General features: G+C 71.6%; 10 protein-coding genes. 7 read left to right on the top strand and 3 right to left on the bottom strand.

What is annotated here, in order from left to right:
- Positions 1-41: 41 nt before the first annotated feature.
- Positions 42-1109, bottom strand: a complete 1068-nt coding sequence (locus ABD998_RS01200) for an alpha/beta fold hydrolase (protein ID WP_345435105.1) — start codon at positions 1107-1109, stop codon at positions 42-44.
- A 26-nt stretch (positions 1110-1135) separates the two neighbouring features.
- Between ABD998_RS01200 and ABD998_RS01195 the strand changes: the two genes are divergently transcribed.
- Entirely contained in the window at positions 1136-1402 is a 267-nt protein-coding gene (locus ABD998_RS01195) for an AbrB/MazE/SpoVT family DNA-binding domain-containing protein (protein WP_345435103.1), read from the top strand.
- A gap of 6 nt (positions 1403-1408) precedes the next feature.
- Here ABD998_RS01195 and ABD998_RS01190 read toward each other — a convergent pair whose 3' ends face one another.
- Together ABD998_RS01190 and ABD998_RS01185 are read right to left on the bottom strand one after the other, a co-directional pair.
- Positions 1409-2896, bottom strand: coding sequence for an MFS transporter (locus ABD998_RS01190; RefSeq protein ID WP_345435101.1), 1488 nt, complete (start codon positions 2894-2896; stop codon positions 1409-1411).
- Positions 2897-2934: 38 nt separating this feature from the next.
- Positions 2935-3867, bottom strand: coding sequence for a heme o synthase (locus ABD998_RS01185; RefSeq protein WP_345435099.1), 933 nt, complete (start codon positions 3865-3867; stop codon positions 2935-2937).
- 293 nt (positions 3868-4160) lie between these two features.
- On the opposite strand from ABD998_RS01185, the gene tkt reads away from it, so the two are divergent.
- From tkt to pgl, 6 genes are read left to right on the top strand one after another with little or no spacing between them, the layout of a single operon-like run.
- On the top strand, positions 4161-6257 hold the full coding sequence (tkt, locus tag ABD998_RS01180; protein ID WP_345435097.1) for a transketolase: 2097 nt from the start codon (positions 4161-4163) through the stop codon (positions 6255-6257).
- Positions 6254-7360, top strand: coding sequence for a transaldolase (gene tal, locus ABD998_RS01175; RefSeq protein ID WP_345435095.1), 1107 nt, complete (start codon positions 6254-6256; stop codon positions 7358-7360). Before tkt ends, tal begins: the two co-directional genes overlap by 4 nt.
- Complete coding sequence (locus ABD998_RS01170; RefSeq protein WP_345435093.1) at positions 7357-8949, top strand: glucose-6-phosphate isomerase; 1593 nt, start codon at positions 7357-7359, stop codon at positions 8947-8949. Before tal ends, ABD998_RS01170 begins: the two co-directional genes overlap by 4 nt.
- A 22-nt stretch (positions 8950-8971) precedes the next feature.
- On the top strand, positions 8972-10519 hold the full coding sequence (gene zwf / locus ABD998_RS01165; RefSeq protein WP_345435091.1) for a glucose-6-phosphate dehydrogenase: 1548 nt from the start codon (positions 8972-8974) through the stop codon (positions 10517-10519).
- The gene (locus tag ABD998_RS01160) at positions 10516-11454 is read left to right on the top strand and encodes a glucose-6-phosphate dehydrogenase assembly protein OpcA (protein ID WP_345435089.1); all 939 of its coding nucleotides are present in this window, start codon (positions 10516-10518) and stop codon (positions 11452-11454) included. The genes zwf and ABD998_RS01160 overlap by 4 nt, the downstream gene beginning before the upstream one ends.
- Positions 11454-12227, top strand: coding sequence for a 6-phosphogluconolactonase (gene pgl, locus ABD998_RS01155; RefSeq protein WP_345435087.1), 774 nt, complete (start codon positions 11454-11456; stop codon positions 12225-12227). The genes ABD998_RS01160 and pgl overlap by 1 nt, the downstream gene beginning before the upstream one ends.
- Positions 12228-12263 lie beyond the last annotated feature (36 nt).

The raw sequence follows: 12263 nt of genomic DNA, 5'->3' as shown, positions 1-12263 counted from the left end.
CGTGCCGCCGCGCCGCCCGCTCGTCGTCTCGGCGACGGGCGTCAGCGGCCATCCCGCAGCGACCGGATGAGCGCCGCGAAGGATCGCGGATCCTCGTCGTGGAAGGTGTGACCGGTGTCGACGCGCACGACACGGCCGTGGGACAGCGCGGCCCCCGCCCGTGCCGCGTCGTCATCGGTCATCGCGCCCTCCAGGATCCCGTCCGCGGTGACCCTCCAGTTGGCGTGGACGAGCAGCGTGGGACGATCGACCGCCTCGACGGCCGCCTGCTGGTCGAATCCGGCCTGCCACGTGCCCCGGTAGAACGCGTCGGCGAAGCGCGGGTCGAACTCGTGCATGTGCGCGAACGCCTTGTTGACGGACGGCGGCAGGAACCAGATCTTCAGCGGGCGGTCGGGATGCCGCCGGCGGCGCTTCCGCGCGAAGCGGGCGATGCCGTCGGCGCCACGGCCGAAGTGGCGGATCCAGGCGTTGTGCTCGGCGTACCAGGCCGCGAAGTCGCCGCGGCCTCCCTCCGCGAGGAACGCGTGTGCGGGCGCGGCCAGGTCGACGTAGTTGAACTGCCGAGGCATCCGCTCGACCTCGGTGGAGAACAGCGGCGGGTCCTCGAGGAGGACGGACGCGACCCGATCGGGCGCATGGGCGGCGATCCAGAGGGCGACGAGGCCGCCCGACGAGTGGCCGGAGAGGATGACCGGTGCGCCGATGACGGCGTCGATGAACCCCACGAGATCGGCGCCGATCTCCGCGGCGGAGTAGCGCCCCGGCGTGCGGCTCGACGATCCGTGTCCCACGACGTCGACGGCGAGCACGTGGTGATCCCGCGACAGATCGGGGAGGACGGGAGCGTAGCTCTCCCACGCCGAGGCCTGCCCGTGGACGAGGAGCACGGGGGCGCCGTTCGCGGGACCCTCGGCGTACGAGATCACCGCCCCGCTCGGCACCGTGTGCCGTCGTTCGACGAATCCTCGCGCCGCGACCTCCGAGCGCGCACGGTCGGCATACGTGAGGTTGTTCCAGGCGTAGCCGCCCACCGCTGCAGCCGCGGCGACGGCTGCCCCCAGGACGATGAGCACGACGACCATGGCGACCTCCTCCATGTTCCACATGTTTCGACATGTATAACATGGAGATCATGAACGCAGACACCCCTTCCGCCGCCTCGGCGACGCCGGCCCGGCGGTTCTACGGATCCGTCACCGTCGGAGAGCGCGGACAGATCGCCATCCCCGCGCAGGCCCGTCGCGATCACGGATTCGAGCCCGGTCAGAAGCTCATCGTGCTCGGTAACGAAGACGGCGTGGCGCTCATGAGCGCGGAGCGCCTGCTCGCCCTCCTCGACGACTCCTCGGCTCTCGCCGCACTCGTCGCCGCGTCGGGCGCGGACGCCCTGCCGCGCTGAGTCCCGTCAGGCCTCGGGAGCGCCGGCCCGGTCCGCGCGACGACGGCTGCTGAGGTCGACGAGCGACACCGCGAGCGCGACGGCGACGAAGAGCGCCACGGCGACGAGCCCCATGGCGTACGCGTCGTGGTAGACATCGAGCGCGGGCTTCTGCCCCTCCTCGCGGAAGATCGTGGAGTAGAACAGCGACAGGCCGACAGCGGTTCCGATCGCCGTTCCGATGCGCTGGCCGAGCTGGCCGATCGATCCCGCCACACCGCCCTGGGCGGGCGGGATCTCGGCGAGCGTGAGGGTCTGGTTCGGCGAGATGACGAGGCCCCCGCCGAAGCCTCCCACCGCCATGACCGCCGCCATCGCCCACGGCGCGGCCTCGGCGGGGAGGAGCAGCGCCACGACCGCGAGGCCGACGACGGTCGCGAGCACGAGGACGAGGCCCGACACGACGACCGGTCGCCCGTAGCGGCCGACCAGCTGGCCGCCGAGCCACGACGACACCGCGCTCGCGAGCGCGAAGCCGATCGAGACCATCCCCGCATGGAGAGCCGACACTCCGAGACCCGTCTGCAGGAACAGGGTCGTGAGGAGGAAGAGCGCGGGGAGCCCCGTGAAGTACGCCGCCATGAGGGTCGTCCCGTTGCGGAACGAGGACACGCGGAACAGGCGCAGGCTGATGAGCGGCGACCCGCCGGCCCGCTCGTACCGGCGCTCCCACGCGACGAAGGCGCCCGCGAACACGACGAAGACGACGAGTGTCCACCAGCGCTCCGGCGCGTCCGTCGATGCGCCCGTGGTGAAGAGGAACGGCAGCATGAGTGCGACGACGGCGACCGCGAACAGGAGGATGCCGACCGGGTCGAGCGAGAGCGGCCGGTCGTCGGGACGGCGCACCTCGGGCAGGAGCAGCACGACGAGCAGCAGCGCGATGCCGAACAGCGGCACGTTCATCCAGAAGATGCCGCGCCATCCGTCGCTCTCGCCGCCGAGGGCGATCAGGAGACCGCCGATGGTCGGGCCGAACGCCGTCGCCAGGCCGATCATGGCTCCGAAGAGGCCGAACGCCCGACCGCGCTCCCTGCCCGTGAAGAGCTGCTGGATCGTCCCCATCACCTGCGGCATCTGGATGCCGGCCGCGACGCCCTGCACCAGTCGCGCGGCCAGGAGGATCCAGATGTTCCCCGCGAGCGCGCACGCCGCGCTCGACAGCGTGAACAGCGCCAGGCCGACGATGAGAAGCGCCTTCCGCGAGCGCTGATCGCCCAGCCGCCCCATCGGGACCAGCACGAGTCCGAAGGCGAGGATGTACCCCGACACGACGAGCTGGAGCTCGGTGGAGCCGGCGCCGAAGGCCGCCTCGATGGACGGGAGCGCGACGTTGACCTTCGAGATGTCGAGGATCGTCAATCCCGACACGCTCACGCAGACCCAGAACGCCTGCCACCTCCGCGCGTCGGAGAGGGGGATGGATCGGGTGGGCGGCTGCGCGGAGTTCGACATCGCTCTGAACGCTACTCCCCCGCGACGCGAGGGCGCGGTCAGAAGGGCAGCAGCGGGTCGATCGCGACGGCGACGAAGACGAGCGTGAGGTATGTGATGGAGGCGTGGAACACGCGCATGGGGCGCGGGCGCGCATCGCCGTCGAGCTCGAGGACCGTGCGGGCGTAGAGGCGGTGCGACTCGTAGATGAACCAGCCGCCGAACACGACGGCCGAGACGGAGTAGACGAGGCCCATCCCCGCGACGGGGATCAGCAGGAGCGAGCACGCCACGGTGGCCCACGCGTACAGGATGATCTGGAGCCCGACCTGCGAGCCGGAGCGCGTCGCGCCGAGCATCGGGACGTCGGTGTTCTCGTAGTCGTCCGCGTACTTGATCGACAGCGGCCAGTAGTGGGGCGGCGTCCAGAGGAACACCAGCGCGAACAGGATGAACGCCGACCAGGAGAGCGAGTCCGTCACGGCCGCCCATCCGATGAGGACGGGGAAGCAGCCCGCGATGCCGCCCCACACGATGTTCTGCTCGGTGCGCCGCTTGAGCACGATGGTGTAGATGACGACGTAGAAGAAGATCGCACCGGCCGACAGCGCCGCCGTGAGCAGGTTCGTCGTGAGGAGGAACCACGCGGTCGACACCACCGCCAGCGTCCAGGCGAACACGAGCGCATTGCGGGGCGGGATCTCGCCCGTCACGATCGGGCGGTTCTCCGTACGCGCCATGTGGGCGTCGATGTCGCGGTCGATGTACATGTTGAACGCGGCGGCCGAACCGGCGCTCAGAGATCCGCCGACGACGGTCGCGAGGACGAGCAGCGGGTCGGGCAGCCCGTCGGCGGCGAGGAACATCACGGGGACGGTGGAGACGAGCAGCAGCTCGAGCACGCGCGGCTTCGTGAGGGCGACGTACGCCTTGATCTTCCGAGCGAGCCTCTGACGGGAGCCCCGCTCGGAATCGACGATCGTCGTGGACATGCGCACACGTCTCCCCTCGGCCGGCACAGACACACCCGATTCTATGGCATCGTCCAGCCCGGTCCGGCGCGCTCACACGCAGGCGGCCGCCGACGTGAGATCCCCGACACCCTCGCGTCACAGTGGTCTGCCACACTCGCGGCAACCGGTCGTCACAGACCGGCACGCCCCTCTCGCCGCAGGGCTATGCTGGGGCCAGAAACGCGCGCCCGAGCGCCGTCTGCCGTGTCCGCCCTTACGTGGCGGCGCAGACCGGGTACCGGGCGCACAACCCCACCACGAAAGGCGGTCCGGTGTCGGAACTGCGTTGGGATGAGATCGATCGGCGCGCTGTGGACACGGCCCGCCTGCTGGCAGCGGATGCCGTGGAGAAGGTCGGCAACGGCCACCCCGGCACGGCGATGAGCCTCGCGCCGGCGGCGTACCTGCTGTACCAGCGGGTCCTGCGTCACGACCCGGCCGACACGCACTGGGCGGGCCGCGACCGGTTCATCCTGTCGGCTGGCCACTCCTCGCTGACCCAGTACGTCCAGCTCTACCTCGGCGGCTTCGGCCTCGAGCTCGACGACCTGAAGTCGCTGCGCACGTGGGGCTCGCTCACGCCGGGCCACCCCGAGTACGGCCACACCAAGGGCGTCGAGATCACGACGGGCCCGCTCGGCCAGGGCCTCGCCTCGTCGGTGGGCTTCGCCTACGCGGCGCGCTACGAGCGCGGCCTGTTCGACCCCGAGGCGCCCGCCGGCGAGTCGCCGTTCGACCACTACGTGTACGTGGTCGCGGGCGACGGCGATCTGCAGGAGGGCGTCACGAGCGAGGCCGGCTCCCTCGCCGGCCACCAGCAGCTGGGCAACCTCATCGCGATCTACGACTCGAACCAGATCTCGATCGAGGACGACACCAACGTCGCGTTCACGGAGGACGTCGCCGCGCGCTACGAGGCGTACGGATGGCAGGTCCAGGTCGTCGACTGGAAGAAGACCGGGGACTACGTCGAGGACGTCGCGGAGCTGTTCGCGGCGATCGAGGCGGCGAAGGCGGAGACCTCGAAGCCCTCGCTCATCATCCTCAAGACGATCATCGGCTACCCCTCGCCGGGCAAGCAGAACTCCGGCAAGATCCACGGCGCGAAGCTCGGCGGCGAGGAGCTCGCCGCGACGAAGACGGTGCTCGGGTTCGACCCGGAGGCGCACTTCGCCGTCGCGGACGACGTCATCGCGCACACGCGCTCCCTCGCGGATCGCGGCGCCGCGGCGCACGCCGAATGGCAGAGGTCGTTCGACGCGTGGGCCGAGGCGAACCCCGAGCGCAAGGCGCTGTGGGACCGCCTCCAGGCAGGCACGCTTCCCGAGGGCATCGAGAACGCGCTGCCGGTGTTCGAGGCGGGCAAGGACGTCTCCACCCGCGCGGCATCCGGCCAGGTCATCAACGCCCTGGCCGCAGAGCTCCCCGAGCTCTGGGGCGGCTCGGCCGACCTCGCGGAGTCGAACCTCACGACCATCAAGGACGCGAAGTCGTTCATCCCCTCCGAGTGGTCCACCCACGAGTGGTCGGGCTCGCCCTACGGCCGCGTCCTGCACTTCGGCATCCGCGAGCACGCCATGGGCGCCATCCTCAACGGCATCGTGCTGCACGGGCCGACGCGCGCGTTCGGCGGCACGTTCCTCATCTTCAGCGACTACATGCGCCCGCCCGTGCGACTCGCGGCGCTCATGAACGTCCCGAGCATCTTCGTGTGGACGCACGACTCGGTCGCCCTCGGCGAGGACGGCCCCACGCATCAGCCGATCGAGCAGCTCGCGACCCTGCGCCTCATCCCGAACCTCGCCGTCGTCCGCCCGGCGGACGCCAACGAGACAGCGGCGGCGTGGCTCGAGATCCTCCGCCGCCAGGAGGGACCGGCGGGCATCGCCCTGACGCGTCAGAACATCCCCGTCTTCGCGCGCGGCGAGGGCGAGGCCTCCGGCGACGTCTTCGCGTCGGCGGCGAACACGGCCAAGGGCGCCTACGTCCTCGCCGAGGCGCCGAACGGCACGCCCGACGTCATCCTCATCGCCACCGGCTCCGAGGTGCAGCTCGCCGTCGAGGCGCGCGAGCGCCTCGCCTCGGAGGGCGTGAACGCGCGCGTCGTGTCCGCACCGTCGCTGGAGTGGTTCGCCGAGCAGTCGGACGAGTACCGCGAGAGCGTGCTCCCGGCCCGCGTCACGGCGCGCGTCTCGGTCGAGGCCGGAGCCACGGGCCTGTGGAAGGGCGTCGTCGGCTCCACGGGCCGCACCGTCGGCATCGACCACTTCGGCGCGTCCGCCGACTACCAGACCCTGTTCCGCGAGTTCGGCATCACGACGGACGCCGTCGTCGAGGCCGCACGCGAGACCCTCAAGGAGAACGCATGACCTCCCCCACCGCAGCCCTCTCGGCCGCCGGCGTCAGCATCTGGCTCGACGACCTCTCCCGCACCCGCATCACGTCGGGCAACCTCGCCGACCTCATCGCGAACCGCGACGTCGTCGGCGTGACGACGAACCCGTCGATCTTCCAGGCGGCCATCACGGCGGGCGTCGGCTACGAGGACGCCCTCGCCGCCCAGGCCGCGGCCGGCGCGTCCGTCGACGAGGCGATCTTCGCCATCACGACGACCGACGTGCGCGACGCCAGCGACATCTTCCGTCCGCTCTACGACGCCACGAAGGGCGTCGACGGCCGCGTCTCGATCGAGGTCTCCCCCGACCTCGCGCACGACACGGAGGGCACCATCGCGCAGGCGAAGGAGCTCCACGCCGCGGTCGACCGCGAGAACGTCCTCATCAAGATCCCCGCCACGAAGGCGGGCCTGCCCGCCATCACGGCGGCGATCGCGGCGGGCATCTCCGTGAACGTCACGCTCATCTTCAGCCTCGAGCGCTACGCCGAGGTCATCGACGCCTACCTCGCGGGCCTCGAGCAGGCGAAGGCGGCCGGCCTCGACCTCTCCGGCATCCACTCCGTGGCGTCGTTCTTCGTCTCGCGCGTCGACACCGAGATCGACAAGCGCCTCGCGGCCATCGGCACCGACGAGGCGCTCGCGCTGAAGTCGAAGGCCGGCGTCGCCAACGCCCGCCTCGCCTACGAGCTGTTCGAGCAGAAGTTCGCCGAGGAGGGCGCGAAGGCCCTCGTCGCCGCAGGTGCGAACGTGCAGCGTCCGCTGTGGGCGTCGACCGGCGTCAAGGACCCGTCGCTGCCCGACACGCTGTACGTCACGGAGCTCGTCGCGGCCGGCGTCGTCAACACGATGCCGGAGAAGACGCTCGAGGCCACGTTCGACCACGGCGTCGTCACGGGCGACACCATCACGGGCGCCTACGCCGACGCGCACGCGGTCGTCGACGGCCTCGCGGCGGTCGGCGTCGACTTCGCCGACGTCACGCAGCTGCTCGAGGACGAGGGCGTCGAGAAGTTCATCGCCTCCTGGCACGACCTCCAGAACACGGTGAAGGCCGCCCTGGAGTCCGCCCAGTGACATTCGCCATCCGCCTGTCCGGTGCGACGAGGGCGGCCGTCCACGACGTCGTCGCCGGCCTCGCGGCCGATCTCGTCGCATCGGGCATCACGAACGAGGACCCCACGCTGTGGGGTCCCGATGCGGAGGCGGAGGCGGCGCGTCGCCTGGGCTGGGTCCAGGCCGTGACGACCTCCCGTCCGCTCGTGGCCGAGGTCCTCGCCCTGCGCGAGGATCTCGGGGCGCTCGGCGTCGACCGCATCGTGCTCGCGGGCATGGGCGGCTCCTCGCTCGCCCCGGAGGTCATCGCGCGGGCCTCGGGCGTGGAGCTCGTCGTGCTCGACGCCACGGCCCCCGGCCAGGTGCTCGCGGCCCTCGACGGGGGCATCGAGCGCACGGCGCTCGTGGTGTCGTCGAAGTCGGGATCGACGGTGGAGACCGACGCCCAGCGGCGCGCGTTCGAGGCCGCCTTCCGCGACCTCGGCATCGACCCCGCCTCGCGCATCGTCGTCGTCACCGATCCCGGATCGCCGCTCGACGCATCCGCGGCTGAGGCCGGGTACCGCGTCTTCCACGCGGACCCCGATGTGGGAGGCCGCTTCTCCGCCCTCACGGCGTTCGGGCTCGTGCCGGCCGGCCTCGCCGGCGCCGACATCGCCCGCCTGCTCGATGAGGCGGAGGCCGTCATGCTCGACGTCGCGATCGACTCGCCGTCGAACCCCGCGCTCGTCCTGGCGGCGGCGATCTCGCAGCCCGGGCGCGACAAGCTCGGGCTCGTCGACGATGCCGCCCCCGCGACGGGCCTCCCCGACTGGATCGAGCAGCTGGTCGCGGAGTCCACCGGCAAGGACGGCCGCGGCATCCTGCCCGTCGTCCTCCTGCCCGTCTCACCGGAGGTGGAGCGGGTCCCCGACGATCTGCAGGTCGTCCGGATCGTCGACGACGTCGACGATGTGCCCCACCACCCGGATGGCGAGGTGCTCGTCGCGGGAGACCTCGGCGCGCAGCTGCTCGTGTGGGAGTACGCCGTCGCGATCGCCGGGCGCCTGCTCGGCATCGACCCGTTCGACCAGCCCGACGTCGAGGCGGCCAAGGCCGCCGCCCGCGGGCTGCTCGACGCGCGCCCCGCGCCGGCCGCGCCCGCCTTCACGGAGGACGGCGTCGAGGTGCGCGTGAGCGATCCGGCGCTCGCGTCCTCCGGGACGATCGCTGGCGTGCTCGACGAGCTGTGGTCACGCGTGCCCTCCGACGGGTACGTCGCCATCCAGGCCTACGTCGACCGCACGGCGTCGCCGCAGCTCGCGGGTCTCCGCGAGCTCGTCGCGGCCGACTCCGGTCGCCCGACGACCTTCGGATGGGGCCCGCGCTTCCTCCACTCCACGGGCCAATACCACAAGGGCGGTCCCGCGAACGGCGTGTTCCTGCAGATCACCGAGCGCACGCCGGTCGATCTCGAGATCCCCGGCCGTCCCTTCACCTTCGGCCAGCTCATCGAGGCGCAGGCGGGCGGCGACGCCCAGGTCCTCGCCGCGGCCGGCCGCCCCGTCGTCACGCTCACACTCACCGATCCCCAGACCGAGGTCCTCTCGCTGTTCTCCGCAGCGCAGTAGGCCAGGAGGAGTCCCCCATTCCATGACCGTCCAGATCTCGCGCGGCCAGAATCCGCTGCGCGACCCCGACGACCGTCGCCTGAACCGGATCGCAGGGCCCAGCGCCCTCGTGATCTTCGGCGTGACGGGCGACCTGTCCCGCAAGAAGCTCATGCCCGCGGTGTACGACCTCGCCAACCGCGGCCTCCTGCCGCCGGGCTTCGCGCTCGTCGGCTTCGCGCGCCGCGAATGGGAGGACGAGGACTTCGCGAAGGTGGTGCAGGACGCCGTCAAGCAGCACGCGCGGACGGAGTACCGCGAGGAGACCTGGCAGCAGCTGGCGCAGGGCATCCGCTTCGTGCAGGGCGCGTTCGACGACCCCGCGGCGTTCCGCCGCCTGCGCGAGACGGTCGACACCCTCGACGTCGAGCGCGGCACGATGGGCAACCACGCGTTCTACCTGTCGATCCCGCCGAAGTCGTTCCCCGTCGTCGCGCAGCAGCTGCTCGAGTCGGGCCTCGTCGACGACAAGCCGGACGACACCCGCTGGCGCCGCGTCGTCATCGAGAAGCCGTTCGGGCACGACCTGGAGTCCGCGCGCGAGCTGAACGACGCCCTCGAGGCCGCGTTCCCCGCCGACTCGATCTTCCGCATCGACCACTACCTGGGCAAGGAGACGGTCCAGAACATCCTGGCGCTGCGCTTCGCCAACGAGCTCTACGAGCCGATCTGGAACCGCAACTACGTCGACCACGTGCAGATCACGATGGCCGAGGACATCGGCGTGTCCGGACGCGCGGGCTACTACGACGGCGTCGGCGCGGCACGCGACGTCATCCAGAACCACCTGCTCCAGCTCCTCGCGCTCACGGCCATGGAGGAGCCCATCAGCCTCTCCGCCGAGCATCTGCGCGCAGAGAAGGAGAAGGTCCTCGCGGCCGTCACGCTGCCGGCCGACCTCTCCACGGCGACCGCACGCGGTCAGTACGCAGGCGGCTGGCAGGGCGGCAAGAAGGTCACCGGCTTCCTCGAGGAGGACGGGATGAGCCCCGAGTCGCGCACGGAGACGTACGCGGCCATCAAGCTCGACATCAACACCCGCCGCTGGGCCGGCGTGCCGTTCTACGTGCGCACGGGCAAGCGCCTCGGCCGCCGTGTGACGGAGATCGCGGTCGTGTTCAAGCGCGCCCCCGAGCACCTCTTCTCGCGCGGCCAGACGAGCGAGCTCGGCCAGAACGCGCTCGTCATCCGCGTGCAGCCCGACGAGGGCGTGACGCTGCGGTTCGGGTCGAAGGTCCCCGGCGCCGGCACGAACGTGCGCGACGTCACGATGGACTTCGGCTACGGGCACGCCTTCACGGAGGCGAGCCCCGAGGCCTACGAGCGGCTCATCCTCGACGTTCTCCTCGGCGACCCGCCCCTCTTCCCCCGCCACGAGGAGGTGGAGCTGTCCTGGCGCATCCTCGACCCCGTCGAGGAGTACTGGGCGTCGCTCGACGAGCCCCTCGAGCAGTACGACTCCGGTTCGTGGGGCCCGGCTTCGGCCGACGCGCTCCTCGCCCGCGACGGCCGCGTTTGGAGGCGCCCGTGATCATCGACCTTCCCGACACCAGCGTCAGCGAGGTCGCCAAGCGCCTCGTCTCCGTGCGCGAGGAGGGCGGCGCGGTCGCCCTCGGCCGTGTGCTCACGCTCATCATCAAGTCGAAGCGCACGCTCGACGAGGCCGTCATCGACGCCGCCAACGACGCCTCGCGCGAGCACCCCATGAGGGTCATCGTGCTCGTGACGGACTCCCGCGGCGAGGCGAAGCTCGACGCCGAGATCCGCGTCGGCGGAGACGCCGGCGCGAGCGAGGTCATCGTGCTGCGCGCCTTCGGCCCCGCGGCGAGCAACGAGGAGACCCTCATCACGGGCCTCCTCCTCCCCGACGCTCCCGTCGTCGTGTGGTGGCCGGACGAGCCCCCGGCCCGCCCCGGCAAGGACGCGCTCGGACGCATCGCGCAGCGGCGCATCACCGACACGTCCACGGCGCCCTACGCTCCCGACCGGCTGCGCCAGCTCGACCTCGTCTACACGCCCGGCGACACCGATCTGGCCTGGACGCGCCTCACGCGGTGGCGCGAGCAGCTCGCCGCCGTGCTCGACCAGCCGCCGTTCGAGCCGGTCACGGGCGTCGAGGTGCGCGGAGCGTCGACATCGCCTTCGACGGCCCTGCTCGCCGCCTGGCTGGGCATGGCGCTCGAGGTCCCCGTCGAGTGGTCCTACGAGGCGCCCGAGACGTGGGCGCACGGCATCCACTCCGTCGTGCTGAAGCGCGCCGACGGCGACATCGTGCTCGAGCGCCACAGCGCCACGCACGCGACGCTGACGCAGCCCGGCCAGCCTGACCACGTGCTGCTGCTGCCCCGCCGCTCGCTCCGCGAGTGCATCGCCGAGGAGCTCCGGCGGCTCGACCCCGACCTCCTCTACGGCCGTGTGCTCACGGACGGCTGGGAGCGTCTCGGTCCGCCAGCCGAGGAGGCGTGATGTCCGACGCCGACACGCGCGTCGTCGTCCAGCCCGACAAGGCGGAGCTGGCCGCGCACGTCGCCAACCGCTTCGTCGGGCTGCTCGCGCAGCTCACGCAGGAGCAGCGTCCCGTGCACGTGTCGCTCACGGGCGGCTCGATGGGGGCGGCCGTGCTGTCGGGAGTGGCCGGCCATCCGTGGCGCGACAACATCGACTGGTCGCTCGTCCACGTGTGGTGGAGCGACGAGCGGTTCGTGCCGCGCGCCGACGCCGAGCGCAACGCCGGGCAGGCGCGCGGCGCCCTCCTCGACGCCATCGCCATCCCGGCCGGCAACGTGCACGAGCCTGCCGGATCGGACGACGGCGTGTCGCTGGACGAGGCGGCGGTCTCCTACGCGGAGGATCTGGCGCGCTTCGCCCAGGCGGACGGGACCCCCTACCCCGTCTTCGACGTGTGCTTCCTCGGTGTCGGGCCGGACGGGCACATCGCCTCGCTCTTCCCCGACCGGTCGGAGGTCGGCGTCGTCGACGCGGTCGTGCTGCCGGTGCGCGACTCCCCCAAGCCCCCGGCGGAGCGGGTCACCTTCACGCGGCCCGTCATCAACGCCTCGACGCGCGTCTGGATGGTCCTCGCCGGGGCCGACAAGGCGGCAGCGCTGGGTCTCGTGATGGCAGGGGCGAGCTTCGCCTCGGTGCCCGCCGCCGGAGCGTACGGCACGGAGCAGACGATCGTCTTCACCGACGCCGCCGCGGCGGCCGAGGTGCCGGAGGACCTCATCGACCCCGACTAGGCTCTGCGCGGAGCGCACCGACCTGGTGACAGCGAA

The sequence above is a fragment of the Microbacterium gilvum genome (assembly GCF_039543865.1).
Lineage (GTDB): Bacteria > Actinomycetota > Actinomycetes > Actinomycetales > Microbacteriaceae > Microbacterium > Microbacterium gilvum.
This window is presented reverse-complemented; position numbering and strand designations above follow the sequence as displayed.